Here is a 25,205-nt window from a genome sequence, read left to right on the forward strand (position 1 = left end):
CTCTTCACTACCTCCTTTATATATAATCTTAGACATAATTATTTCCTCTTTATCAATACATATCATTATACTGCAAAAGGAAGAACAAACCAATTGCAGTCGGTTATTTATTTTCGTACTCATCAAATGACCAAAGTGGCGCTTGGTAAGCTTCAACAGTTAAATATGTCATATATTCATTAGCTGTTACTGTTAATACGTCATTAACTAATTCATACAATCTAACATCGCTGTCTATCTTCTTCCACTTTTTCACTTTAAGAAACTTCCAAATGTCATCATCTGTCACTCGGTCGTAACCGAACATTTGAAACTCTTCTACTTTACTTTCTAAAACGACTTGTAACTGTCCGCGGTATGATTCTACCAAAGCCTCTCTATCTAACATCTATAAACATCTCCTTCTTATTTCAGCACGAAAAAGTCGCTTTAATCCCGCTCTAATGGACAGCAATAACTACTTTCAAGAGCACTATCATACTTCACTCTCTTAAATGCTTGTCATTCTTGTCTCGTACGTGCATATAAATTATTGTAAATCATTCCATTGATTTTGAGAAGGTAGGAGAAGAACATGACGAGACAAAGCTTTTTAAAAGGCGCATTTATTTTAATGATAGCCGGCTTTATTACAAAAATACTCGGCTTTATCAACCGCATAGTAATGGCACGTATTTTAGGAGAAGAAGGCGTTGGTCTTTATATGATGGCCGTTCCTACATTCATTTTAGCAATTACATTGACACAAATTGGTCTTCCTGTCGCAATCGCAAAATTTGTAGCAGAAGCGGAAGCTGTGAACGATAAACAAAGAGTTAAAAAAATATTAACCGTATCACTAGCTGTTACATCCGTTATTAGTATCATTTTAACAATCGGAATTATGTTCCTCACACCTATTTTAGCAAAAACATTATTAACCGACGAAAGAACCTACTATCCATTAATGGCCATTTTGCCCGTTGTTCCTGTTATTGCTGTTTCTTCTGTGTTGCGTGGTTACTTTCAAGGGAAACAAAACATGAAACCTAGCGCTTATGCGCAAGTTCTAGAACAAGTCGTCCGCATTACCATTATCGCTATATGCATTCAATTATTTTTACCTTACGGCATAGAATATGCTGCAGCCGGCGCTATGTTATCAGCTGTTCTCGGTGAAGTTGCATCCTTATTATTTTTACTCACGTTATTTCAGCGAGAAAAACATTTATCAATACGCTCTGGATTTTTCACTACTGTAAAGGAAAGCAAAGGGACATTTTATTCTCTGATGGATATTGCCCTTCCAACTACAGGAAGTCGTTTAATCGGCTCCGTTTCATATTTTTTTGAACCTATTGTCGTTATGCAAAGCTTAGCAATCGCTGGTGTCGCTGCTTCTGTTGCAACCCAGCAATACGGTATATTAAACGGTTATGCATTCCCGCTCCTATCACTACCTGCCTTTATTACATACGCTCTCTCTACAGCGCTCGTTCCTTCTATTAGTGAAGCAATGGCAAAAAGACAACATAAATTAGTAGAGCACCGTTTACAACAAGCACTTCGAATTTCATTAATTACCGGCGGATGGTCTGTCGTTATATTATACGTATTCGCTTCTCCTGTTTTAACTCTTATGTATGGATCAGACAGCGCAACAGCATTCATTCAACTTCTTGCGCCTTGCTTTTTATTTCATTATTTCCAAAGTCCACTTACCTCTGTTTTGCAAGCTTTAAACTTAGCAAGAGCCGCAATGATGAATACATTTATTGGTGCCATCGTGAAATTAATCGTTATTTTTGTACTAGCATCAAGGCCAGAGTTTCAAATGATGGGGGTTGCACTTGCTATTGCTGCAAATATTGTAACAGTAACATTTCTTCACTACGCTACTGTTTTAAAAAAGATTACATTTACCATTTACGCAAAAGACTATATTTTCGGCGGACTTGCCATCGGTATCGCAGGCGCCTTCGGTTTTTATCTTCATAAATATATTATTTTCTCTCATTCCCTTGGCATACAAACATTATGGGAAATCACTTTAACAACAATTGTTTATATCGTACTTCTCTTCACTTTCAAACTCATTCGAAAAGAAGAGTTAAGTCGTCTCCCTATCATTCGTAAGCTTTCATTTTTGAAATAAGGTGAAACTTTAATCAGTGGGGTAATCTCCACTGATTATTAGTTATACTAATCATCCTTACTCTTCCAAAGGATAAGTCTCTAATTTTCTTTTACATCAACAAAAAATTGTCCATTTTGAAAACTACAGTATAAAATTTGTGTTATATCGTTATAACCTAAGTTTTTTAATTTCTCAATAAGCCATTCATCTGTATGCTCAATCATTTGTAAATGACTAGATTGAATTTCTCCATCAATAATAAGAGGAAGCGTAAACTGCAATGTATCTTGTTTATTTTTTTGTTTTTGAAAGACAGATAACTTCCCAGACGGTTCCAAAATAGCATATTCTACATCCCGAATATCTCCAACTCCTTGTTCCCTTAATTGCATCATTAAATCATCAATATTATATCGTTGGTTTCTCATCTTTTTTTCATCAATCTTTCCCGCATTAATAATAATTGCTGGTTCACCTTCTATTAAATGCCGAAATCGTTGAAACTTTAATGAAATGACTGACAAAATGATTTGTATGCACATAAGAAAAGTCATCGGAACTAATTGATGCAAAAGTGATTTATCGGTATTTTCAATTGCTACTACAGCCATTTCTCCAAGCATAATAAATACGACTAAATCTAATACACTTAGCTCTCCTATCTCACGTTTACCCATAAGACGAAAAATAATTAAGATGATGATATACAAAAGCATTGTCCGTCCAATTACCGATATCCATTCCATTTCTACATCTCCTTTTTTACGTATAGACTCCCCTATAAAAAAGAAACTAGTCTAACTTGAGCAAAAGGAAAATATGCTTGTATTAAAAAGGGGGAATGCATAAATGGATGGAACGAAAAAATTATCAACTGCAATTGGCTTCGGTATTGTTACGCTACTAATTCTCGCATCTATTACTAGTATGATTATGGCTCTTTTATTAAAGTTTACGAATATAAATGAAGGGACATTAACCGTTACTATTTTTATACTCGCTCTTTTATCTATGCTTATGTCTGGATTTACTGCCGGCAAAAAGGCTCAAGGAAAAGGTTGGCTAGTAGGTTTCACAACAGGGCTCACGTTCACTATACTCGTCTTTCTAGTTAACTATTTAGGCTTTTCTCAAACCTTATCGAACTCACAATTACTATATCAATTAGCATTAATGGGGGCGAGTACACTCGGTGGTATTTTCGGTGTAAATATGTCAAAGCAAAGTAACTAAAAAAGGCCCTGCACATTTCATGCAGGGCCTTCCACATTAGTTTTTCACAACTTCACGAATCGCATTGCGATCGAAAGTTAAGTGTGAACCACCAGATTTAATAACGATTTTTGTCTCATCTACTGATTCGATTGTACCGTGTAAACCACCGATTGTTACGATAGCATCACCTTTTGCTAACTCACTTTGCATTTGAGCAACTGCTTTTTGACGTTTTTGTTGCGGGCGAATTAATAAGAAATAGAAAATCGCAAACATCGCAACGATCATAACGATATTCATCATACCTGCATTCATCTTTTGTTCCTCCTTTTAAATTATGTATTAGAAGTTTTTAGCATTCGGTTTATTAAAGCCATACTGTTCAAAGAACTCTTCGCGGAAATCGCCAAGACGGTCTTCACGAATAGCTTGTCTCACCTGCTCCATTAAGTTTAACAGAAAATGAAGGTTGTGATAAGACGTTAAACGAATTCCGAACGTTTCATCACATTTCATTAAGTGACGAATGTACGCACGTGAGTAGTTTTTACATGTGTAGCAATCACAGTTTGGATCAAGCGGACCGAAGTCTCTTGCGAATTTCGCATTTTTTACAACAAGGCGACCTTCACTTGTCATACATGTACCATTTCGAGCGATACGAGTTGGAAGTACACAGTCAAACATATCAATACCACGAATTGCGCCATCGATTAACGAGTCAGGAGAACCTACACCCATTAAGTAACGAGGCTTATTATCTGGAAGAAGTGGTGTTGTAAACTCAAGAACACGGTTCATAATATCTTTCGGTTCACCAACAGATAAACCACCTACAGCGTAACCAGGGAAGTCCATTGAAACAAGATCTTTCGCACTTTGACGACGAAGCTCTTCGTACTCCCCGCCCTGTACAATACCGAATAAACCTTGATCTTGCGGACGTTCATGCGCTTTTAAGCAACGTTCTGCCCAGCGGCTCGTACGCTCTACAGATTTCTTCATATATTCAAAAGTAGCTGGGAATGGTGGACACTCATCAAATGCCATCATAATATCTGAACCTAATGCATTTTGGATTTCCATCGCTTTTTCTGGTGATAAGAATAATTTATCTCCATTTAAGTGATTACGGAAGTGAACGCCTTCCTCTTCAATACGACGGAAGTCACTTAAACTGAATACTTGGAAACCACCAGAGTCTGTTAAGATTGCACGATCCCAGTTCATAAATTTATGCAAGCCGCCTGCTTCACGAATAATTTCATGACCTGGACGTAGCCATAAATGATACGTATTACTTAAAATAATGCCAGAATCCATTGCTTTTAATTCTTCTGGTGACATTGTCTTAACTGTTGCAAGTGTACCAACTGGCATAAATGTTGGTGTATCAAATGAACCGTGCGGCGTATGCACACGACCTAAACGGGCACCCGTTTGTTTACATGTCTTAATAAATTCATAACGAATTGCTGTCATAACTTACTCCTTTTATTTGTTTCTCATTTTAGCGTGAGATGCAACGAACATTGCATCACCGAAGCTAAAGAAACGATATTTTTCTTTTACTGCTTCATTATAAGCATGAAGTACATTATCTCTATTTGCAAATGCACTTACAAGCATAATTAATGTTGATTTCGGTAAATGGAAGTTTGTAATTAAACCATCAATTGCTTTAAATTCATATCCCGGATACATGAAAATATCTGTCCATCCAGAAGCGGCGCAGAGCTTACCGTCATGATCTGTTGCAATTGTTTCTAACGTACGAGTTGATGTCGTACCTACAGTAATAATACGTCCACCATTCTCTTTCACACGATTTAATAATGCCGCTGTCTCTTCAGACATATGATAATATTCTGCGTGCATATGGTGTTCTTCAATCGTGTCTGCAGAAACTGGTCTAAATGTTCCAAGTCCTACGTGAAGTGTAATGAATGCTAACTGAACGCCTTTTTGCTTTAACTTCTCAAGTAACTCTTCTGTAAAGTGAAGTCCCGCAGTCGGCGCTGCTGCTGAACCGATTTCTTTCGCATATACTGTTTGATAGCGATCGCGATCTTCCAGCGTCTCTTTAATATATGGAGGAAGCGGCATTTCCCCAAGTTCATCTAAAATTTCATAGAAGATGCCATCATATGAAAATTCAAGCTGGCGTCCACCTTGATCTGCAGTTCCTGTGCAAGTTGCTTTTAATTTCCCTTCGCCAAAAGAGATAACAGTTCCTTCTTTTACACGTTTCGCTGGCTTTACAAGCGTTTCCCACTTATCACCTTCTTCTTGTTTTAAAAGAAGTACTTCAATGTGCGCGCCTGTATCTTCTTTCACACCGTGCAAACGAGCAGGCATAACTTTCGTTTCATTTAAAACTAAGCAATCCCCCTCATGTAAGTAAGAAAGAATATCCGTAAAATGTTTATGCTCAATATCACCTGTTTCACGGTCTAACACCATTAATCTTGATGTTTCACGATCTTCTAACGGGACTTGTGCAATAAGTTCTTCTGGTAAATGAAAATCAAACAGATTTATATCCATAGCTATATCCACCTATTTCTTATTTAAATCGATTTATTATATACATAATAAAAGATAATACAATACTTAACACAATACATGTAATGATAGGAAAATAAAAGGTAACGTTTCCTTTTTTCACAAAAATATCGCCTGGAAGCCTTCCAATGAACTTCCAAGCTAATCCAACAACGATGAGTAAGATCCCGGCTGTAATAAGCAGCTTTGGCATCTCCGTCATACTTTTGGTATCTCCATTCCGAAATGTTCATACGCAAGCGGCGTTACAATTCGGCCCCTTGGCGTTCGTTGTAAAAAGCCAATTTGTAATAAATACGGCTCATACACATCTTCAATCGTATGAGATTCTTCTCCAATTGTTGCTGAAACCGTTTCTAATCCAACTGGACCGCCACGGAATTTCTCAATAATACCAAGCAGTAATTTATGATCAATATGATCTAGACCTAATTTATCTACTTGCAGTAGCTCTAATGCCATTTGTGTAATTTCCATCGTAACCGTTCCGTTACCACGAACTTGCGCGAAATCACGTACACGTCTTAAAAGACGATTCGCAATACGAGGTGTACCACGAGCACGTCTTGCAATTTCTAATGCAGCTAACGAATCGATTTCAACTTCAAATACTTCTGCTGTACGTTCAACAATCGCAGAAAGCTGATCTACTGTGTAGTACTCTAACCTTGAAAGTACACCGAAGCGGTCACGAAGCGGTGCCGATAATGCTCCAGCACGTGTTGTTGCTCCAACTAATGTAAATGGCGGTAAATCTAGGCGTACAGAACGTGCTGAAGGCCCTTTTCCAATTACAATATCAAGGCAAAAGTCTTCCATCGCAGGATACAATACTTCTTCAATTGATCTATGCAAACGATGAATTTCATCAATAAATAATACATCCCCTGGCTGAAGCGCTGTTAATACAGCAGCTAAATCTCCTGGTCTTTCAATTGCGGGACCTGAAGTTGTTCTAACATTAACGCCCATCTCATTGGCAATAATATTCGCAAGCGTCGTTTTACCAAGACCTGGTGGTCCATATAAAAGCACGTGATCTAACGTTTCTTCACGCATTTTCGCCGCTTCAATAAATACTTCTAAATTATGTTTTGCTTTATCTTGGCCAATATACTGACGGAGCGTCTGTGGCCGTAATGAATATTCTAAATCCGCATCTTCATATGCAGATTCCCCTGAAAGGAGACGTTCGTCCATTATACTCACCTCTTACCATTTAGTAAAAGACTAAGTGCCTTTTTAATATACTGATCCGTCGTTAATGATTCTTTTAATAACTCTGGTACAACACGAGAAACTTCGCGTTCTGCGTATCCAAGTGCGCGGAGAGCTTCCAGTGCCTCATCAAGCTCAGCTGATGAACCTTTCTTCTCATCAAAACGTTCTGTGTCTGAGAATAAATCAACAAATGCATCTGGTACGACATCTGCTAGTTTTCCTTTTAAATCTAAAATCATTTGGCGTGCTGTTTTCTTTCCGACGCCTGGGAATTTCACTAAAAACTTCTCATCTTCATGCTCAATCGCTTGAACGACCTGTCCTGTTTGACCAGAAGCTAAAATTGCAAGAGCTCCTTTTGGCCCAATGCCAGACACGCCTAACAACTTTGTAAATAATAAACGCTCTTCACGTGTTTTAAACCCGTAAAGTGCCATAATATCTTCTCTCACATAATGATATGTATAGACACGGATTTCTTGCTTACTTCTTTGAAATACATACGGATTTGGTGTGAAAATTTGATAACCAATTCCATTATGATCAATTACGACATATTCCGGCCCTACATACTCCACGTAACCTGTAACATATTCAAACAAAATACGATCTCTCCCTCTTAAATCATGTATTCCATTTTAACATATTTAATGATAGAAAAGCGAGACTACCCCAACAAATGTTCTCCACTTGAAACTTCTGTTATTTTCCATTGACAGAAAGGTTAAAGCACCTTAATATACAGAAGTCGATAATGATTATCAATACTAATTAAAGGGGTTACATCAGGATGAAACGTAAGCTATTTATTTTATTTACTATTATGCTCGTTGTTCTTTCTATCGTTGGCTGTTCTTCTCAAAAAGAAGAATCGAAGGCAAAAGAACAACCGAAAACAAAAGTTGTAAAACATGCTAAAGGTGAAGCTACAATTCCAGTAAATCCAAAGAGAATTGTTGACTTATCTGGATCAACAGAAGAACTATTACTTCTTGGACACAAACCTGTTGGTACAGCAAATACATATAAAGATAAAATCCAAAATCACTTAACAGACAAGTTAGATGGAGTAAAAGCAGTAGGTTGGTACTGGGCACCTAAAGTTGATTTAGAAGCTGTTACTGCTTTAAAACCAGACTTAATTATTTTAAACAACCGTCAATTAAAAATTTATGATCAACTAGAAAAGGTTGCACCTACAGTTGTTCTAGAAACAAACTTAGAAGACTGGCGTGGTAAGTTTAAAGAAGTAGGTAAGCTATTTGACGAAGAGAAGAAAGCAGACAAATGGATTGCAGACTACGATAAGAAAGCAGACTCTTTATCTAAAAAAATTAAAGAGAAAACAAAAGATGAGAACTTTATGTTCGTTGCAGTTACACCACAAAACTTCCGTGTATACGGTAGCTTCGGATACGGTGACATCATCTTTAATGACTTAAAACTTCCAGCAACAAAAGGTACGGATTTAAAACAAACGATGGCGCAAGTATCACTAGAAGGTCTAGTTGCATTCCAGCCTGACCAAATGTTTATTGTAAACTTCGGCGGCGAAGCTGATAAAGTTTACGAAGACTACAAAAACAGTGCCGTTTGGAAAGACAATAAAGCAGTTAAAAATAATCACGTATATGAAGTATCAAATGAAGTCTTCAATACGAAAGCATTCAATCCAATCGGAAAAGATATGCTAATTGATGAAATCGCAAAAGAAATTTTAGCTAAAAACAAATAAGAAAAAAAGCAGCTCACCATGAGCTGCTTTTTTTCTTACTTTGAACTGCGTATTGCTTCATTTTTTCAATCGTCTTCACAAAACCTTCTTTTGATTTAATACGAATGCCACGTTTCAATTTCGCACGTTCATAGCTCTCAAGCTTTTTCATATCAATTTGAAAGAAAGAATGGATCGCATTATCACTTTTCGGTACACCTTTGAAAATTTGTAATATCCCTTCCTCTGAAACACCAAAATACCCGCTCGTTTTCAATAACGGAGAAATATCATCAACTTTCTTTTGCAATACAATTTGTACATCATCACGATCAACGAGCTGCCATTCTTTATACTGCTGTAAAAACTTTTCTAAATCCGTCACTTTTTCTGTAAGTATTTCTTCGCTTACTTCGCCATCAACATACATACGCTCTAATAAAATTGTAACCTCAGGTTCTTTTTTCGTTACTTCTGATACTGGCCCTTCCGCCTTCACATTCGTTCCATAAACGAAACAAAACATCATAACGAAAGCTTGCATCGCAATCAGTATCCATTTCATTTCCGTTCACCTCTTTTAGGCAAGATCATACTTTCATTAGTAGTTTTTCCGGAAATGGGGGTTTTATCCATATTACATTTCTTTCGAAAAATAAAAAATGCAGATAAGGGTTTACCTCATCTGCATGTATCATTTACTTTTATATAAAATGAAAGACGCCTGCAAAGCAGGCGTCTTGATGCGTTTACGGCGAGAGACCAGGCGACCACATTCGCGTGTTTAGCACTTAAGCATATCTCTCGTCTTACGTAAATTAGCTCATCGCTTTGCTAATATAACATTAATAAAGTATAAGTGCAACATGTTTATAAAAATATTTTATTTCCTCTTTCATCCAAATTATTTTATGTAAATTATAAATTGATAATTGTAATATATATGTTACAATTAATGTGACAGCGAAATCATAATAAGCAGGGGATGAATATTATGAAAAAAATAAAGGATGAACGCCTCATTCTTCAAATGTTAAAAAACATACGTATTGTCTTTCTTTTTCAATACATTGGCGTAGTTGGAATTTTAGGCTATATCGGTTTCACTGAAGGCATTGATCAAATTACGAAATCTCCATTGTGGCTATTATTTATGTTTACAAGTATTTTACTTGCTTATTTACAGTTAAGTGTTTCAATCGATGTAGAAGAAGGCGAAAAGGAAATACAGTTAACTCCTTATTACAAACTTGTCTTCCACTCCCTTATTGTAGGAATCGTTACGGCTATTATTTATATTATTTTCAGTCCAGAAAGACCTCTATTTGAAGCTATTTCAACAGGTAGTATTCTTTTCATATGCTTTTTAGTTTCTTATTCCGTTAGTTATTTTATTAAAAAACGTCGCTTACAAGACAACGATGAATAAAGAGGAAGGGCTATCCCTTCCTCTTTTGTTTTGTTATCGCACTGTACCAGTTAAACCGTAACGAATGTCTCGGAACATATTCACTATGTCACGATTAAAATCGTTTGTAACTGTACCGTTACGTAGACGCGTACTCATTGCATCGACACGAGTAAACATATCATTTCTTACAGAAACATATACGTTTCTGTTTCCAACTTCATTTGCAACAGCTTGACGAATTTCGTTAGCCATCGCCGTTTCATTTGTCACTGTGTTACGTGGTTTTACCGCAATCGCTACATCGTTTCCATATACAACTGTAGACACACGGTCTACGTTATTCATACGTTTCACACGATTTGTTATTCTTTCAGCTGTTTTACCATCATTGTTAATGTATGAATTGTTCATTGTAATATTACGAGTTGGATGCGGATTAGCAATTTGTCCATTGTAATTTACATCTCGATAATAATTGTATCCTGTATCGTTACGACCATTTCTATATGTTACATAATCTGTATAACGATCATTACGTGTCACATTATCACGATACTGGTGTGTATCATTATAAGATGTACGCTCGTAATTGTAGTTACGTCCATCCATTGCATTGTTATCTTTCGGTGTACCACATGCAGCTAATGCACTGGTAACTAACAAAGAAGCAGCAATCACTTTTACTTTCGTATTCAATACAAAAACCCCCTCTGTTAGAATGAGCTTCTCTACTGAAAAGCTCCCTCTTATGATGAGTAACCGAGAAGGTTTTTACACTGTTAATATTTCACTGGGAATTTTCTAGCACTTCATAAAAAAACTTCATTTTCTTAATTAACAGGAATGTAAAAAAGGCGGGAATACTCCCGCCTTTTTAAACTTCTTCTTCGTCCTCTTCTTCTGAAACGGGCTCTCCAAATACATTCGGTGGATCTGGTTGATAATACATCGTTCCTGGCTGTGGTGCATATGCAGACTGAGTTGGTTGGTAATATAAAGGATTCGCATATTGCGGACCGCCTGGTTGTGGACTATATAGTCTACTTTCTCCTCCGCATCCACAATCTTCCTCACCCTGCACAAGCGGCGGCATATTATTATCCATTGGCATCATATTCTGGTTGGGCATAGACGTATATTGCGGTCCAAACGGCGCTCCTTGCTGATATGGCATTTGATATGGATTTGGTTGTTGATAATACGGATTCGGCGGCATCATGGGCTGTTGATACGGCATTTGATAGGGCATCATATTGGGTGGTTGATTGTTATCCATAATCGGCATCATATTCGGCATTTGATTGTTATCCATAATCGGCATTATATTCGGCATTTGATTGTTATCCATAATCGGCATCATATTCGGCATTTGATTGTTATCCATAATCGGCATCATATTCGGCATTTGATTGTTATCCATAATCGGCATCATATTCGGCATTTGATTGTTATCCATAATCGGCATCATATTCGGCATTTGATTGTTATCCATAATCGGCATCATATTCGGTATTTGATTGTTATCCATAATCGGCATTATATTCGGCGGCTGGTTGTTATCCATAATTGGCATTATATTCGGTGGCTGGTTGTTATCCATAATTGGCATTATATTCGGTGGCTGGCTGTTATCCATGATTGGCATTATATTCGGTGGCTGGTTGTTATCCATGATTGGCATTATATTCGGTGGTTGGTTGTTATCCATGATTGGCATTTGAATATTTGGCGGTATGACTTGTGGAATAACCACATTTTCTTTCGATACATTTGGCGATACTATATTCCCTACGTTTTCTTTTTTCACTTGCGGTGACACTATATTCCCTACATTTTCTTTTTTCACTTGCGGTGACACTATATTCCCTACATTTTCTTTTTTCACTTGCGGCGATACTATATTTCCTACATTTTCTTTCTTCACTTGTGGCGATACTATATTTCCTACATTTTCTTTTTTCACTTGCGGCGATACTATATTTCCTACATTTTCTTTCTTCACTTGTGGCGATACTATATTTCCTACATTTTCTTTCTTCACTTGCGGCGATACTATATTTCCTACATTTTCTTTCTTCACTTGCGGCGATACTATATTGTTTTTTTTCGTTTGCGGAGAAATGATATTGTTAGGTTTCATTTTACTAATTTGAGGAGCAATTAACTCGCTTCCTTTTTTTATTACATCTGAAATTTTATATTCTTTTTTCGGTTTTATTGGTGGTTGTGGCGGCTGCGGTAATACATTTACCGAAAACTTCGTGTTTTCTTTTTCCGCCGGTTTTTGTTTTTCTATCACAGGTGGTTTTTGAATAACAGACGGTTTTTCAACTGGTTTTTCTTTTTGAATTGGCTGTTCTTTTTGCACCTCTTTTTGCGGTTTCACCTGTACTTCTTTTTGTGGCTTTACCTGCATCTCCTTCTGTGGTTTCACCTGTACTTCTTTTTGCGGCTTTACCTGCATCTCCTTTTGCGGTTTTACTTGCACTTCTTTTTGTGTTTGTTGCATAGCTGGCTGCTGTGTAATTGGTGCTGATTGATACGTAACTTCTTCTTCATCTTCTATTCCAAGCGGAGTTGGTGTTGCTGCAAATTCTTTTTGCTGCACTTCTTTTACGTATTGCTTTGGAGGCGCTGAACCTGCTCCAGCCTGTTGTTTCATGTGAACACTCTTGGATGGCACTTTAATTTTCATACCTGGCATAATTAAATCTGGATTACTAAGTTGTGTATTTGTTTTTTTCAACGTGTCAAAATCCACTCCGTACTTTTTCGCAATTTTCCAAAGGGTATCCCCTTTTTGCACGATATGAATTTTCAAATTTTCCCCCTCCTGTATAACTTATCTATAAGTAACAAATCTCATGAAGTAACTCTTTCTAAATAACATTAACTTCTTTTCACTTTTATCACTTCTTCGATTTTCAATATCATTCGAAGCGGAATAAGCATAAAGAACCACAATGATTTCTTCAAAACAATGTATGCCCATTTCGTTCTCGTTATGATTATATGTATGAAAAAAAGCAACAGGAATACCGTTGCTTTACACACGCTCTAACATACGATTTAATGCAAGAACCGCTTCTGCCGTTACTTGTTTGTCTACGCTAATAACGTTAATTTCTTCTCCTCTTTCTATCGTTTCAAGTGCCCATAATAAGTGAGGCAGATCAATTCGGTTCATCGTTAAGCACGGACACATAAATGGATTAAGTGAAACAATTTCTTTATCTGGATGTTGCTGAATAATTCGGTTCACTAAATTCATTTCTGTACCAATCGCCCATTTGCTACCAGATGGCGCTGATTCAATCATATCAATAATATATTTCGTTGAGCCTGCATAATCTGAAGCAGCTACAACTTCATAGCAACATTCTGGATGTACAATAATATTCATATCAGAATGATTTTTTCGTACGCTCTCAATGTTCTTCACTGTAAAATTTTGATGAACAGAACAATGCCCTTTCCATAAAATTACTTGAATTTCTTCTATATCCCCATCGTACTCTAATGAATCTGTGTGTGGGTCCCATACTGCCATTTTATCTAACGGGATACCTAAATCGTACGCTGTATTTCTCCCTAAATGTTGGTCTGGTAAAAAGACGAGACGTTCTTTTTGAGTAAACGCCCAAGATACCATTTGCTTTGCATTAGAAGATGTTACTGTTGCTCCTCCGTTACGACCACAAAACGCTTTAATTGCAGCTGTAGAGTTCACATATGTTAACGGAATCATCGTATCTCCAAATAATTTCGTGAGCTCTTTCCATGCTCTTTCTGTTTGTTCAATATCTGCCATATCCGCCATCGAACAACCTGCACGCATATCTGGTAAGATGACAACTTGATCATCTGTCGTTAACATATCTGCTGTTTCCGCCATAAAGTGCACCCCGCAAAACACAATATATTTTGCGTCTTTATTGCTCGCTGCAACTTGCGCAAGCTGAAGTGAATCCCCTACTGCATCTGAAAATTGTACCACTTCATCTTTTTGATAATGATGCCCTGGAATGAATAACATTTTCCCCATTTTCTCTTTAATTTCACGAACACGCTTTTCCATATCTTCCGTTGACATCGTGTAATAACGCTCTGGTAACATCGTTTCAATTGGCTGTACTTGTTCTAAAATACTCATATACGTTTCTCCCCTCTAAGCCACTTTCCTTATCCTTCAATATTGAAACTAATATCAAGTGCTTTCACTGAATGTGTTAACGCTCCAAGTGAAATATAATCTACTCCTGTTTTTCCGTATTTCGGTAAATCTTCAATTGTGATGCCCCCTGAAGCTTCTGTAACGATAGCACTTGGTACAATTTTTGAAAACTCCCGGATTTCATCTAGCGTACGATTATCGAACATAATAATATCAGCACCAGCAGCAACAGCCTCTCTCACCTGTTCCTCATTTTCTGTTTCTACTTCTACTTTCACCATATGTCCTAACTTCTCTTTCACTGATGTAACAGCTTTTGTAATAGAACCAGCAAACGCAATATGATTGTCTTTAATCATGACACCATCATATAAACCGAAGCGATGATTAAATCCACCGCCGCACACGACTGCATGCTTATCAAACATACGTAGTCCTGGCATCGTTTTTCGCGTATCACAAATGCGAGTATGACTGCTATCTAAAGCAAGAACCGCTTTACGCGTCATCGTCGCTATTCCGCTCATACGCTGAATAACATTTAATATAACGCGCTCTGCTGTTAATAACGATGCAATTGGACCTTGCACAGTTGCAATGATTTCGCCTTTTTCTACAAGGTCCCCATCTTTTTTATGAAGCTCTACTTCAATTCTCTCATCAATTAATTTAAATCCTGATTCAATTACTAAACGTCCTGCAAAGACCCCTGTATCCTTCGCAAGAAATGTTCCTTTCGAAAGCAAGTTATCTGGAAAAATAAGCTGAGATGTTACATCTCTTTCCCCTATATCTTCTAAAAAAAATCGATTTAATGCTTCTTTAACTTTTATCGTGTTCATAAAGCCCCTCTTCCCCTCATCACACAAGTTGTCGTTTTCTCTTTACTCGAACAATCTCTTTCTTTCCTATATTTCTATCTGGATAATCACTCCTGTAATGCCCGCCAATACTTTCTTCTCTTTGCAAGGCTGACACAACTATAAGCTCACAAACCGTTAACATATTAATAAGCGTTATCTCTTCATTCGTAAGAACATCATGTTGTAATATCATATTTCGAACACCATACTTACTAAGCCATCTCTTCGCATAAGATAAACTTTGCTCTGTTCGCACAATCCCAACATATTTCATCATGCATTTTTGTATTTCTTCTTTCGTCGGTAAATGATTCAGAACGATAAACTTTGCTTCCTTTTCGGCTAGCATGTTCACCTTTTCTTTTGTCTCTCTAGATAAAATGTGTCGTCCGATTCTTTTTCCAAACACAAGACCTTCTAATAATGAATTACTCGCTAATCTATTTGCACCATGAACCCCGTTACAAGCTACTTCACCGACTGCGTATAAGTTCGGAATAGACGTCTCTCCATCACAGTTCGTTTTCACGCCGCCCATGTGAAAATGAGTACCAGGCACGACTGGAATAAGTTTTTTATTTATATCGACTCCATTTGTTTTACATATCGATGACACGGTCGGAAAGCGTTGTTCAAAGTTTTGAATCATTTCGATGTTTAAGTACACTTTTTCACCCGCAAGTAGCTGTTCATGAATAGCCCTTGCGACTACATCACGAGGCGCTAAATCCTGTTCGGAATGTATATCCATCATAAAGCGCTGCCCTTTTCCATTTACAAGGACAGCTCCTTCTCCGCGAACAGCTTCGGACACAAGACCAGAACAACGCCCACCCGCGTATAACATCGTCGGATGAAATTGTATAAACTCTAAATCTACAAGCTCTCCGCCTGCACGGTACACCATTGCAAGTCCATCGCCTGTAATCGTCTCATCATTAGAAGTAAAGGCGTATAAACCGCCAATACCGCCTGAAGCTAACACCGTATAATCTGCATTGTAACGTTTCAATTCTCCTTTATTGTTGCGAGTTAAAGCCCCAACACATTTATCTTTTTCTATAATAAAATCGAGCACCATTTCCTGTTCCACTACCGTAACGTATGGAGCTACTTCTTGAATAAGATGCTCTAATAAATTCTTTCCTGTTGCATCGCCACCTGCATGTAAAATACGACGTTTTCGATGCGCTCCTTCTTTTCCAAGATGAGGACCTGTTTCATCTCCATCAAATTTCATTCCATTTTCAATAAGGTTATTAATTTCTTTCGGTCCTTCCTCGACTAAATAACGGACCACTTCTTCATTGTTATAATGACACCCTGCTACTAGCGTATCTTCAAAATGATCATTAGGATTGTCGTATGTAGCTACCGCTGCGGCAATTCCACCTTGGGCTAAATGTGTATTATTATTACGTTCCGTCTCCTTTGTGATAATAATCACATTCTTTTCGTGACAAATCTCTTTTGCAACACGAAGTGCCGCAACGCCACTTCCAATAATTAAGACATCTGCGCTTGGCATAATTGTTGCCTCCTACTTTACACTTTTCAACTGTCTTGACACCTATATTTACATAGTTTTAAAATAATGACAAGAGTTTTTTTATAATTCTTATTTTCACTACCATTTAAAAAGTAAAAGAAATGTAACTCTTACTAGAGAGAGGAACTTACATGATGATATATCTTGACTATGCAGCTACTACACCTATGAGCGAGGAAGCGTTACAAACATATATGAAAGCAGCATCGCAATACTTCGGAAATGAACAAAGTTTACATGATATTGGAGGAACGGCTTCTTCTTTATTACAAGTTTGCCGAAAAACATTTGCGGAAATGATTGGAGGCAAAGAACAAGGAGTATTTTTCACAAGCGGTGGATCGGAATCGAACTATCTTGCGATTCAATCACTTCTAAATGCCCGAAATAAGAAGCATATTATTACGACACCTATGGAACATGCATCCATTCGAAGTTATTTTCAATCTCTAAAATCAAAAGGCTATACGATCACTGAAATTCCTGTTGATAAAAATGGACTCATTTGTTTAGTAGATTTAGAGGCAGCTATTACGGAAGATACTGTGCTAGCAAGTATACAGCATGGAAACTCTGAAATCGGAACCGTTCAAAACATTACAGAAATCGGGGCACTTTTAAAAAAATATAATGTTTTATTTCATACGGATTGTGTGCAAACGTTTGGTAAACTGCCTATCCATGTTTTTGAGATGGGGATTGATAGTCTTTCTGTTTCAGCACATAAAATATACGGACCAAAAGGTGTCGGCGCTTGCTACATAAATCCGCAAACTCGCTGGGAACAAGTATTTCCAGGAACTTCTCACGAAAAAGGATTTCGCCCAGGTACAGTGAACGTTCCCGGCATCGCATCTTTTTTAACAGCTGCTGAAAATATATTAAAAACTCAATGGGAAGAAAGTTTACGTTTTAAAGAGTTACGATCCTACTTTTTAGAGCAAATACAAACACTTCCGCTAGAAATTGAAGTAGAAGGTCATTCTACTTCTTGTTTACCACATATTGTTGGGGTTACAATAAAAGGAATAGAAGGTCAATATACTATGCTAGAATGTAATCGCCATGGTATCGCCATTTCCACCGGAAGTGCTTGCCAAGTCGGTAAACAAGAACCTTCGAAAACTATGCTTGCAATTGGAAAAACGTATGAAGAGGCAAAACAATATGTCCGCTTCTCTTTCGGACAACAAACAACGAAAGATCAAATTGATACTACTATTCATGCACTACACACAATTGGAAATCAATTTTATAGAGGTGTTAAATCATAATGAAACAAAATGAACAAAAAAAGATTTTAGGTGAAGAAAGACGACAACTTATCCTCCAGTGGCTTCTTGCTGCAAATGAACCGTTATCGGGGAATGAACTATCGAAAAAGACGAACGTAAGTAGACAAGTTATCGTGCAAGATATTTCCTTGCTTAAAGCACGAAACGAACCAATTATTGCGACTGCTCAAGGTTATTTATATTTAAAGCCACAAGAGAAGCAACAAACTTTTGAACGCGTAATCGTATGCCAACATAAACCAGCAGAAGTACGTCAGGAACTTACAATGCTTGTTGACCATGGCGTTACGATTAAAGACGTAAAAGTTGAGCATCCTGTATACGGTGACTTAACAGCCTCCATTATGGTAAGCAATCGCTTTGATGTAGAGCAATATTTACAAAAAATCGAAAACACAAATGCTTCCTATCTTTCACAACTAACAGATGGTATTCACTTACATACAATCGAGGCAGATTCTAAAGAAAAATTAGATGCTGCTTGTGAGGCGTTAGATAAAGCAGGATTTCTCGTTTATTAATGTAAAGCACAGAGTTTTTATCATTCTCTGTGCTTTTTTAATGCTATAATATTGTAATCAATCGTAAAGGAGATCAAATATGGGAATTGAACTCGTTCACTTTAGCATTGGCAAACCGAAACAAATGAAATATGGCGAAGATAAAGAAATGATAACAGGTATATGTAAAGATCCTACAGAAGAGGCCTTTCTCTCAAAAGACGGATTTCGTGGTGATGACGTAGCGGATTTAAAACATCACGGCGGACCTGATCGCGCTGTTTGTGTGTACCCACACGAGCATTACGCACTATGGGAAGAGGAATTTCAAACTACGCTTCCCGCTTCCACATTTGGTGAAAACATTACCGTAACAAATATGTTAGAGCATGACGTATGCATCGGAGATACATATCAACTAGGCGAAGCAATCATTCAAGTAACGCAAGCTCGCGTACCTTGTAGCACAATTTCAAAACGTCTTGGCATCCCTGGCATACTGCCGCGTATTGTAGCAACTGGATTTACTGGCTACCTATGCCGCGTTCTTCAAGAAGGTACTGTACGTAAAGATTCAAAAATTACATTACTAGAACGTCCATCAAGCAATGTTTCTGTTTTATTCTCTAACGAAATTTATTTTCATAATAGAAAAGATAAAGATGGCATCGAGAAGATTCTTGCTGTTCCAGAACTAGCTGATATTTGGCGTGGTCAATTAGAAGATCGTCTTGCGAAGTTAAAATAAAGTGAAACTTTAATCAGCCCTCACCAATCGGGCTGCCCGGCAAATAGCGGGATAAAGAATCCCACCTTTTGCAGGTGGGATTTTATTAATCTATCAAAAAATATACTAGGCAATGAAATGATATGGACGATTAGGCAAATACAAATATTCCATCTACATCTTACAACCAATAAGAAGAATAACTCCCCAGTACAGTAACAGAAAAACCGAGTGCTTCAAGTTCCATCGTTACGCCTGGCAATAATACGTCATCGTATGCTTTATCGACATCGATTAAGAAAAAGTAATTTCCAAGACCTGTTTTCATCGGACGCGATTCGATTTTTGATAAGTTTAATTTTCTCCATGCGAAAGCTGATAACACTTGATATAGGGCACCTGCATAATCTGCAGGTAACGTTATCATAAGCGTCGTTTTCTCTCCGCGGTTCTCTCCGTTATTCGGGAGTACTGCTTTCTTTTTCTTATGGAGTACTAAGAAACGTGTGTGATTATTTTTATGCGTATGAATACTACGTCTCACAATTGTTAATCCGTATTTTTCTGCAGCCGCTTCATTTGCAATAGCGGCAATTTTCTCTTCAGGATGTTCTTTCACATATTGTGCAGCAGCACTTGTAGATGTCATATCTCGAACAGTTACTCCTTTTAATTCTTCATTTAAAAATTTATGGCACTGTGCAATGGCATGCGGATGAGAATGCACTGCATATACTTCTTCCCACACTTCTGCATACTGCGGATGTACAAGTAAATGCTGCTGAATTGGTACTGTAATTTCTCCTACAATGGAAAGCGGCTGCTCATGTACAAGGTAATCAACCGTTATATTCACTGAACCTTCTATTGCATTTTCTAACGGTACAACTGCGAAGTCTACATTTTCATTTGCAGCTGCATCTATACAATCTGGAATCGTTCGATACGGTACATGCTCTGCTTCCGGAAAAAAACGACTCACCGCCATATTTGTAAATGTTGCTTCTGGTCCTAAATATCCTACTCGAATCATCGTCTTTTCCCCTCTTTTTCGTTTTCTTACTGTTATACCATACTTTTTTATATTCTTCTATGTAAATTTCGAATATTTAAAAAAGACTAGCATTCGCTAGTCTAAATGTTTCTTATACTCTCTTTGAGCGAAGAAGAAATAAATGATACATGCTGCGATATAAAACAGAATGAACAAACCTACTTTTCTGAATGATCCATCCATAAAAAGCGTATTATGAAACGTATATAATGCAACTGCACTATGCATACTCCCTACTATAATTGGCGCAAAAAATAGCATACATAATTGCCAACGAGAAATTTTCCATACTTCTTCCTTCGTCATTCCAAGTTTAGAGAGTGCACCATACTGCTTTCGGTCCGATGCAATATTATGGAACCATTTAAAATACACGATACTACATGAAGTGAGAAAGAATAATATACTAATAAATGAGCCTACAAATAGAGTAATATCGCCGCCTTCTTTCATATTTACATACAACTCCATATTGCTTCGAAATGCATTATTATTATCTTGTTTTATATGTCTCCGTAAATCTTCATTTAATTTCTTCGTCTTTTCGATATTTGATAATGTGTAGCCTCTATATATCATTTTTTCAGAATCAGGAACCTGATTTGCTATACTGTCAAAATCTTCATCATTCATAACGAAGAACAGACCATTAATGTACGAAGGGTGATGGTTAAATTGAACCCCTTCTTTCTGACCGTTAAATACGAATTGATATGGTTGATTCATTACTTGCAATTGAATCTCTTTTTGATTATATACATTCGAATTATTGTATTTATTATAATAAACGAGTGTCACTGTACCTTTTTTAGGACGATACGTTTTCTGTCTTTGTTTCCTTGCTTCTTGGTTATATTCACTTTCTTTTATAAGCGGTACTATTGTTGTTTCTCCCTTATTAGACTGAAAGGATGCATAAACTCCAACAAAACTCATATATTGAAAATCATCATACTCATATTGATGCAGTAATTTTTCAACCGCACCTTCCTCAAAGACTTCATGAGTAGAAATACCTTTTTCTATGTACGAAAACGAGTGTACCCCTCCAGTTCGCCACATATCTTGCATGCTAGAAAAATATAAGAACACCGTACCTGTTGCTGTAACTACAAACGTCGTTGCCATAGACATCAGAAAGAAAAAGCGACCATTTTCCTTCATTCGATGTGACAATTGATTCACTATAAATAAATACGGATATGTATACATAATCTTTTTATTTCGCTTTATCATTTCTAACACTTGGGTAGCTCCATGTGTAAAAGAAAAGTACGTTCCAAAAAAGACAAGTATAGACACAGGGAAAAAGTATATTGCTATCGTAGTCATCGTCACTTGTAGCGCCAACGCATACCCGCCCACTAAACAAGCAAAACCAAATAAACAAAGCCACTTTGATGTTTTCTTCTCTTTTTTATCTGTTCGAAATTCTTTCAATAACCGAATGATTTTTATATTCCATATACGTAAAGCACTTATAAAAGATAACAAAATAAAAACGACCATATATGTAATAAATGTTACACCAATCGCCCTTACGTCAAATATCACAGGGAGTTCTTTCGGAAGCCCCAGTAACATACTAAATACCATGAAGAAGAGCTTTAAAAAGATCAAGCCCAGCCCTATACCGAAAATATTAGCAAAAATTCCAATTAATATTTGCTCGGTCATAATTACTCCTATTACGTTAGACTTCGTTGCTCCCATTAACATATATAACCCTAATTCTTTCTTACGTGCTTCTATGAAAATAGAAGTAGAGTACAAAATAAATATGACGAAAAAAGAAATGATTATAACATTACATATGATAAGTCCCCAACGTACGTTTTGATACCACATCGTCTCTTGCATATACGGATGCACAATGACAGACATATATGCGTAAGAAGCAAATATTGCAAAACAACTACTTAAGAAAAACACTTTATAATTACGCCAATTTCCTTTTATATTTTGCAGCGCTAGTTGCCAAATGTTCATCTATCGTCCTCCTGTAACTTACTACATAGGCAAAAAGCTAGAGGTTCCCCTAGCTTTTTACGTGTTTTAAATATCCTCTTTGCGCGATCATAAAGTAAATGGCAGAAGCTAAAATGTATGCTCCAATGACAAGCGCACCTGATTTCCATAAATCAATATAAAGCATTTTCCCTAACGTATGAAGAGCAACTCCACTATGAATGGAACCGATTAAAATTGGGATAAAGAAGATAACTCCCATTTGTCGAATCGCAATTTTGCGAATTTCTTTATCTGTCATACCGATTCTCTTTAACGATTTAAATTGAATACGATCTTGTTCTTTATCGTTAAACCATTTAAAGTATGTCATACTACAAGCGAAGAAGAAGAACAGTACCGCTACGAAGAAACCGATGAACATTGTAATTGCTCCACCTTCTCTTATATCCTTATACGCAAACACTGAATTTCTCAATTCTCCTTGCTTTTCTGGTGCAATTTCATTTTTCAAATCTAATACAAGATTTTCTGTATTTTTCCAATCCTCGATATAATAACCGTAATATTTCGTCTTTTCTTCATCTGGTACGAGTTTTGCATATTTCTCAAAATCTTGATCATTTACAATAAGATATTCACTATCATTAAAAACAGAATACTGCGTTGGATTATTTAATTGAACAGACTGCTTTTGCCCGTTAATTGTAAATTCATACGGTTTCGTACGATCTATCTTCATCAGTTCATTCGACATATCAACCATAACCATCGTTGCACTACCTGGTGCATTATGAACTTCTGTAGGTTGCTCTCTCTTTTGTTTGCGCACTTCTGCATTATATTCTTTTTCTGAAATAATCGTCATCGGTACTTCATGTTCACTATTAAACAACGTTATTTTCTGTGTTGCCGGTAGTTTAACGTAGGTTACTTTTCGCGCATCTTCAAACCCGTGTCTCTTCACAAGCTCCTGTACCTTTTCTTCATTAATAAGATTATGCGTATTTAACCCCTTTTCCTCATATGAAATAGCATGTGGTGTAAGTTCTACCGTTTTCGCACTCATATTTTCAAAATATACGTACAGTGTACCTACTGCTGAAGATACTACCGCCGTAATAATAGAAATTACAAATAGAAAACGAGCATTATCTTTCATTTTATAAATAAGATTGCTAAGAACAAACATATTTGGATACGTATAGAAAGATTGCTTTCTTTTTTGTAATGCTTTTAATACAACTGTACTACCTTGTGTAAATAATAAATACGTTCCGCCAATTGTCAGTCCTACCACCGGTAAAAAGAGGATGAGGAAATTCAGAAACGTTACTTGGAAGCTAAGTACATATGCAGCAATAATACATCCTATACCAACTACACATAACCATGTAAATGCAAACGGCTCTACTTTTTGCTTTCTAGCTTCTCTTAATAAATCAATAATTTGCAAGCGTCCTACCGTCCAAACGCTAAACAATGATAGGATTAAAAATAGGATAAAGTATACGCCAGCTGTAATAAGAACTGCTTTACTATTCCAAACAAGTGGAAGTGTCTTATCTATTTTCAATAATACGCTTAACGCTTGGAAAAATAATTTTGAACAAAGCATTCCAACCCCAATACCAATTACAATTGCAATACTACCTAACATCAGTTGCTCTAATATAATCATTCGGCCGAGCTGCGATTTCGTTCCGCCTATTAATGTTAGTAGACCAAACTCTTTTTTTCTTGCTCGTAAAAACGTTGAATTTGCATATAAAATAAAGAGTGCCGAGAAGATGACCACAATATAATTCATCGATTCTAATCCTTTTGTGATCATCTTTCTCATACTAATATTACCGCTTACGACATCTGGATGATAAATAAAAGAAGCATACATGAAAAATACGACAATCGATAAACAACTACTTATAAGAAACGCTTTATAGTTACGCCAATTTCCTTTTACGTTATTAAGCGCGAGCTGGCGAAAGTTCATGATATTCTCCTCCTAGCATCGCAAGTACGTCCAGAATTTCTTGGAAAAAGGCTTGTTTCGTTCTTCCTTTATGTATTTCCGAGAAAATTTCCCCATCGCGTATGAAAAGGATACGTTCACAATAACTAGCCGCTACTGGATCGTGCGTAACCATTGCAATCGTTACTTTCTTTTGCTCATGTAAATCTTGCAGAGCGCCCATTAGCGATTTCGCTGACTTCGAATCTAAGTTTCCAGTTGGCTCATCTGCTAAAATTAACGTCGGTTCATGAATGATTGCTCTCGCTGCTGCTGCACGTTGTTGTTGTCCCCCAGATACTTCGTATACTTTTTTATTTAAAATTTCTTCGATGTTTAAAAACTTCGCAATTTCCAGTACTTTCGCATCGATTTCATTTACAGATTTCTTCGCCATTACAAGTGGTAAAATAATATTTTCTTTAATCGATAGCGTATCAAGTAAATTAAAATCTTGAAAGATGAACCCTAAATGTGTACGGCGAAACTCCGCTAATTTTGCAGCACGCATTTGATTAATTTCTTCACCATTTACAAGCACATGACCTGAAGTTTGCTTATCAATTGTTGCTAATAAATTTAAAAGCGTCGTTTTCCCGCTTCCTGAAGGACCCATAATCCCTACAAATTCGCCTTCTTCTATTTTAAAATTTATATCGTTTAAAGCAGTCGTCGCTACTGAACCTTTTGATTGGTACACCTTCGTTAATCCTTTTACTTCAAGAACACTCATTTCTAATCCCCCTACGTGTTTTCTTCTTACATTTACTATAAGAAAAATAAGAAAAAGAAACGAGTGATTTCCCTTACAAAACGTTTTGT

Annotated in this window: 24 protein-coding genes and 1 pseudogene; 7 read left to right on the forward strand and 18 right to left on the reverse strand. The window is 36.8% G+C overall.

The features are described 5' to 3' along the window. Window positions 1–103 precede the first annotated feature (103 nt). A complete protein-coding gene (locus C3Y97_RS22305; protein ID WP_000886980.1) occupies window positions 104–388 on the reverse strand; it encodes a post-transcriptional regulator in 285 nt (94 codons plus the stop codon). A gap of 186 nt (window positions 389–574) precedes the next feature. On the opposite strand from C3Y97_RS22305, the gene spoVB reads away from it, so the two are divergent. Beyond that, a complete protein-coding gene (gene spoVB, locus C3Y97_RS22310; RefSeq protein ID WP_000198301.1) occupies window positions 575–2,134 on the forward strand; it encodes a stage V sporulation protein B in 1,560 nt (519 codons plus the stop codon). 80 nt (window positions 2,135–2,214) lie between these two features. Here the strand turns inward: spoVB and C3Y97_RS22315 are convergent, their stop codons facing one another. Further along, window positions 2,215–2,862, reverse strand: a complete 648-nt coding sequence (locus C3Y97_RS22315; RefSeq protein ID WP_000454833.1) for a DUF421 domain-containing protein — start codon at window positions 2,860–2,862, stop codon at window positions 2,215–2,217. 103 nt (window positions 2,863–2,965) lie between these two features. Here C3Y97_RS22315 and C3Y97_RS22320 point away from each other — a divergent pair, with 103 nt between their 5' ends. Continuing rightward, window positions 2,966–3,349 (forward strand): TIGR04086 family membrane protein, encoded by a 384-nt coding sequence (locus C3Y97_RS22320; RefSeq protein ID WP_000349148.1) that lies wholly within the window; start codon window positions 2,966–2,968, stop codon window positions 3,347–3,349. Between the two features lie 36 nt (window positions 3,350–3,385). Here the strand turns inward: C3Y97_RS22320 and yajC are convergent, their stop codons facing one another. Genes yajC through ruvA form a run of 6 tightly spaced genes read right to left on the reverse strand, consistent with a single transcriptional unit; the run spans window position 3,386 to window position 7,719 of the window. Next, window positions 3,386–3,646 carry a preprotein translocase subunit YajC gene (yajC, locus tag C3Y97_RS22325; protein ID WP_000991115.1) on the reverse strand — a complete coding sequence of 87 codons (261 nt, stop codon included), beginning with the start codon at window positions 3,644–3,646 and terminating at the stop codon, window positions 3,386–3,388. 27 nt (window positions 3,647–3,673) lie between these two features. Further along, window positions 3,674–4,813: a tRNA guanosine(34) transglycosylase Tgt gene (gene tgt, locus C3Y97_RS22330; RefSeq protein ID WP_000125365.1), complete on the reverse strand. Its 1,140-nt coding sequence runs from the start codon at window positions 4,811–4,813 to the stop codon at window positions 3,674–3,676. Between the two features lie 12 nt (window positions 4,814–4,825). Then, complete coding sequence (gene queA / locus C3Y97_RS22335; RefSeq protein ID WP_000354014.1) at window positions 4,826–5,878, reverse strand: tRNA preQ1(34) S-adenosylmethionine ribosyltransferase-isomerase QueA; 1,053 nt, start codon at window positions 5,876–5,878, stop codon at window positions 4,826–4,828. A 19-nt stretch (window positions 5,879–5,897) separates the two neighbouring features. Further along, entirely contained in the window at window positions 5,898–6,098 is a 201-nt protein-coding gene (locus C3Y97_RS22340) for a DUF2905 domain-containing protein (RefSeq protein ID WP_000138162.1), read from the reverse strand. After that, window positions 6,095–7,096 carry a Holliday junction branch migration DNA helicase RuvB gene (ruvB, locus tag C3Y97_RS22345; RefSeq protein WP_000344449.1) on the reverse strand — a complete coding sequence of 334 codons (1,002 nt, stop codon included), beginning with the start codon at window positions 7,094–7,096 and terminating at the stop codon, window positions 6,095–6,097. The genes C3Y97_RS22340 and ruvB overlap by 4 nt, the downstream gene beginning before the upstream one ends. Window positions 7,097–7,101: 5 nt before the next feature. Continuing rightward, window positions 7,102–7,719, reverse strand: a complete 618-nt coding sequence (gene ruvA / locus C3Y97_RS22350) for a Holliday junction DNA helicase RuvA (RefSeq protein WP_000464511.1) — start codon at window positions 7,717–7,719, stop codon at window positions 7,102–7,104. A 188-nt stretch (window positions 7,720–7,907) separates the two neighbouring features. On the opposite strand from ruvA, the gene C3Y97_RS22355 reads away from it, so the two are divergent. Beyond that, window positions 7,908–8,852: an iron-hydroxamate ABC transporter substrate-binding protein gene (locus tag C3Y97_RS22355; protein ID WP_000823606.1), complete on the forward strand. Its 945-nt coding sequence runs from the start codon at window positions 7,908–7,910 to the stop codon at window positions 8,850–8,852. Window positions 8,853–8,865: 13 nt separating this feature from the next. On the opposite strand, the gene C3Y97_RS22360 is transcribed toward C3Y97_RS22355, so the two are convergent. Further along, window positions 8,866–9,396 carry a BofC C-terminal domain-containing protein gene (locus tag C3Y97_RS22360; protein WP_136363650.1) on the reverse strand — a complete coding sequence of 177 codons (531 nt, stop codon included), beginning with the start codon at window positions 9,394–9,396 and terminating at the stop codon, window positions 8,866–8,868. A 429-nt stretch (window positions 9,397–9,825) separates the two neighbouring features. Between C3Y97_RS22360 and C3Y97_RS22365 the strand changes: the two genes are divergently transcribed. After that, the gene (locus C3Y97_RS22365; RefSeq protein WP_000721223.1) at window positions 9,826–10,260 is read left to right on the forward strand and encodes a hypothetical protein; all 435 of its coding nucleotides are present in this window, start codon (window positions 9,826–9,828) and stop codon (window positions 10,258–10,260) included. Window positions 10,261–10,293: 33 nt separating this feature from the next. Here C3Y97_RS22365 and C3Y97_RS22370 read toward each other — a convergent pair whose 3' ends face one another. The 5 genes and pseudogenes from C3Y97_RS22370 to nadB form a co-directional block, all read right to left on the reverse strand. Further along, entirely contained in the window at window positions 10,294–10,938 is a 645-nt protein-coding gene (locus tag C3Y97_RS22370; protein ID WP_001093536.1) for a YhcN/YlaJ family sporulation lipoprotein, read from the reverse strand. Between the two features lie 1,968 nt (window positions 10,939–12,906). Continuing rightward, window positions 12,907–13,063 (reverse strand): annotated as a pseudogene (gene safA, locus C3Y97_RS28500) (SafA/ExsA family spore coat assembly protein); the annotation flags it as partial. Window positions 13,064–13,288: 225 nt separating this feature from the next. Then, window positions 13,289–14,395 (reverse strand): quinolinate synthase NadA, encoded by a 1,107-nt coding sequence (gene nadA, locus C3Y97_RS22380; protein WP_000025342.1) that lies wholly within the window; start codon window positions 14,393–14,395, stop codon window positions 13,289–13,291. A gap of 29 nt (window positions 14,396–14,424) precedes the next feature. Then, a complete protein-coding gene (gene nadC / locus C3Y97_RS22385) occupies window positions 14,425–15,258 on the reverse strand; it encodes a carboxylating nicotinate-nucleotide diphosphorylase (protein ID WP_121868086.1) in 834 nt (277 codons plus the stop codon). 19 nt (window positions 15,259–15,277) lie between these two features. Then, the gene (gene nadB / locus C3Y97_RS22390; protein WP_100655102.1) at window positions 15,278–16,807 is read right to left on the reverse strand and encodes an L-aspartate oxidase; all 1,530 of its coding nucleotides are present in this window, start codon (window positions 16,805–16,807) and stop codon (window positions 15,278–15,280) included. Window positions 16,808–16,959: 152 nt separating this feature from the next. Here nadB and C3Y97_RS22395 point away from each other — a divergent pair, with 152 nt between their 5' ends. From C3Y97_RS22395 to C3Y97_RS22405, 3 genes are all read left to right on the forward strand, one after another. After that, window positions 16,960–18,102, forward strand: a complete 1,143-nt coding sequence (locus tag C3Y97_RS22395; protein WP_000973777.1) for an IscS subfamily cysteine desulfurase — start codon at window positions 16,960–16,962, stop codon at window positions 18,100–18,102. Next, window positions 18,102–18,644, forward strand: coding sequence for a transcription repressor NadR (locus tag C3Y97_RS22400; RefSeq protein WP_000812275.1), 543 nt, complete (start codon window positions 18,102–18,104; stop codon window positions 18,642–18,644). Before C3Y97_RS22395 ends, C3Y97_RS22400 begins: the two co-directional genes overlap by 1 nt. Before the next feature lie 79 nt (window positions 18,645–18,723). Beyond that, on the forward strand, window positions 18,724–19,371 hold the full coding sequence (locus tag C3Y97_RS22405; protein ID WP_000510666.1) for an MOSC domain-containing protein: 648 nt from the start codon (window positions 18,724–18,726) through the stop codon (window positions 19,369–19,371). A gap of 160 nt (window positions 19,372–19,531) precedes the next feature. Here C3Y97_RS22405 and pheA read toward each other — a convergent pair whose 3' ends face one another. The 4 genes from pheA to C3Y97_RS22425 form a co-directional block, all read right to left on the reverse strand. Beyond that, window positions 19,532–20,383 carry a prephenate dehydratase gene (gene pheA, locus C3Y97_RS22410; protein WP_000621705.1) on the reverse strand — a complete coding sequence of 284 codons (852 nt, stop codon included), beginning with the start codon at window positions 20,381–20,383 and terminating at the stop codon, window positions 19,532–19,534. A gap of 96 nt (window positions 20,384–20,479) precedes the next feature. Continuing rightward, window positions 20,480–22,393, reverse strand: coding sequence for an ABC transporter permease (locus tag C3Y97_RS22415; RefSeq protein ID WP_001028683.1), 1,914 nt, complete (start codon window positions 22,391–22,393; stop codon window positions 20,480–20,482). A gap of 49 nt (window positions 22,394–22,442) precedes the next feature. Next, window positions 22,443–24,365, reverse strand: a complete 1,923-nt coding sequence (locus C3Y97_RS22420) for an ABC transporter permease (RefSeq protein WP_001011410.1) — start codon at window positions 24,363–24,365, stop codon at window positions 22,443–22,445. Further along, a complete protein-coding gene (locus tag C3Y97_RS22425; RefSeq protein ID WP_000114529.1) occupies window positions 24,340–25,116 on the reverse strand; it encodes an ABC transporter ATP-binding protein in 777 nt (258 codons plus the stop codon). The genes C3Y97_RS22420 and C3Y97_RS22425 overlap by 26 nt, the downstream gene beginning before the upstream one ends. Window positions 25,117–25,205 lie beyond the last annotated feature (89 nt).

It is taken from the genome of Bacillus sp. DU-106 (assembly GCF_004799705.1).
GTDB lineage: Bacteria > Bacillota > Bacilli > Bacillales > Bacillaceae_G > Bacillus_A > Bacillus_A cereus.

Bases quoted from the DNA above. Each gene is read 5' to 3' on its own strand.
- C3Y97_RS22305 (WP_000886980.1), bottom strand. From the start codon at position 388: ATGTTAGATAGAGAGGCTTTGGTAGAATCATACCGCGGACAGTTACAA.
- spoVB (WP_000198301.1), top strand. From the start codon at position 575: ATGACGAGACAAAGCTTTTTAAAAGGCGCATTTATTTTAATGATAGCC.
- C3Y97_RS22315 (WP_000454833.1), bottom strand. From the start codon at position 2,862: ATGGAATGGATATCGGTAATTGGACGGACAATGCTTTTGTATATCATC.
- C3Y97_RS22320 (WP_000349148.1), top strand. From the start codon at position 2,966: ATGGATGGAACGAAAAAATTATCAACTGCAATTGGCTTCGGTATTGTT.
- yajC (WP_000991115.1), bottom strand. From the start codon at position 3,646: ATGAATGCAGGTATGATGAATATCGTTATGATCGTTGCGATGTTTGCG.
- tgt (WP_000125365.1), bottom strand. From the start codon at position 4,813: ATGACAGCAATTCGTTATGAATTTATTAAGACATGTAAACAAACGGGT.
- queA (WP_000354014.1), bottom strand. From the start codon at position 5,878: ATGGATATAAATCTGTTTGATTTTCATTTACCAGAAGAACTTATTGCA.
- C3Y97_RS22340 (WP_000138162.1), bottom strand. From the start codon at position 6,098: ATGACGGAGATGCCAAAGCTGCTTATTACAGCCGGGATCTTACTCATC.
- ruvB (WP_000344449.1), bottom strand. From the start codon at position 7,096: ATGGACGAACGTCTCCTTTCAGGGGAATCTGCATATGAAGATGCGGAT.
- C3Y97_RS22355 (WP_000823606.1), top strand. From the start codon at position 7,908: ATGAAACGTAAGCTATTTATTTTATTTACTATTATGCTCGTTGTTCTT.
- C3Y97_RS22360 (WP_136363650.1), bottom strand. From the start codon at position 9,396: ATGAAATGGATACTGATTGCGATGCAAGCTTTCGTTATGATGTTTTGT.
- C3Y97_RS22365 (WP_000721223.1), top strand. From the start codon at position 9,826: ATGAAAAAAATAAAGGATGAACGCCTCATTCTTCAAATGTTAAAAAAC.
- nadA (WP_000025342.1), bottom strand. From the start codon at position 14,395: ATGAGTATTTTAGAACAAGTACAGCCAATTGAAACGATGTTACCAGAG.
- nadC (WP_121868086.1), bottom strand. From the start codon at position 15,258: ATGAACACGATAAAAGTTAAAGAAGCATTAAATCGATTTTTTTTAGAA.
- nadB (WP_100655102.1), bottom strand. From the start codon at position 16,807: ATGCCAAGCGCAGATGTCTTAATTATTGGAAGTGGCGTTGCGGCACTT.
- C3Y97_RS22395 (WP_000973777.1), top strand. From the start codon at position 16,960: ATGATGATATATCTTGACTATGCAGCTACTACACCTATGAGCGAGGAA.
- C3Y97_RS22400 (WP_000812275.1), top strand. From the start codon at position 18,102: ATGAAACAAAATGAACAAAAAAAGATTTTAGGTGAAGAAAGACGACAA.
- C3Y97_RS22405 (WP_000510666.1), top strand. From the start codon at position 18,724: ATGGGAATTGAACTCGTTCACTTTAGCATTGGCAAACCGAAACAAATG.
- pheA (WP_000621705.1), bottom strand. From the start codon at position 20,383: ATGATTCGAGTAGGATATTTAGGACCAGAAGCAACATTTACAAATATG.
- C3Y97_RS22415 (WP_001028683.1), bottom strand. From the start codon at position 22,393: ATGAACATTTGGCAACTAGCGCTGCAAAATATAAAAGGAAATTGGCGT.
- C3Y97_RS22420 (WP_001011410.1), bottom strand. From the start codon at position 24,365: ATGAACTTTCGCCAGCTCGCGCTTAATAACGTAAAAGGAAATTGGCGT.
- C3Y97_RS22425 (WP_000114529.1), bottom strand. From the start codon at position 25,116: ATGAGTGTTCTTGAAGTAAAAGGATTAACGAAGGTGTACCAATCAAAA.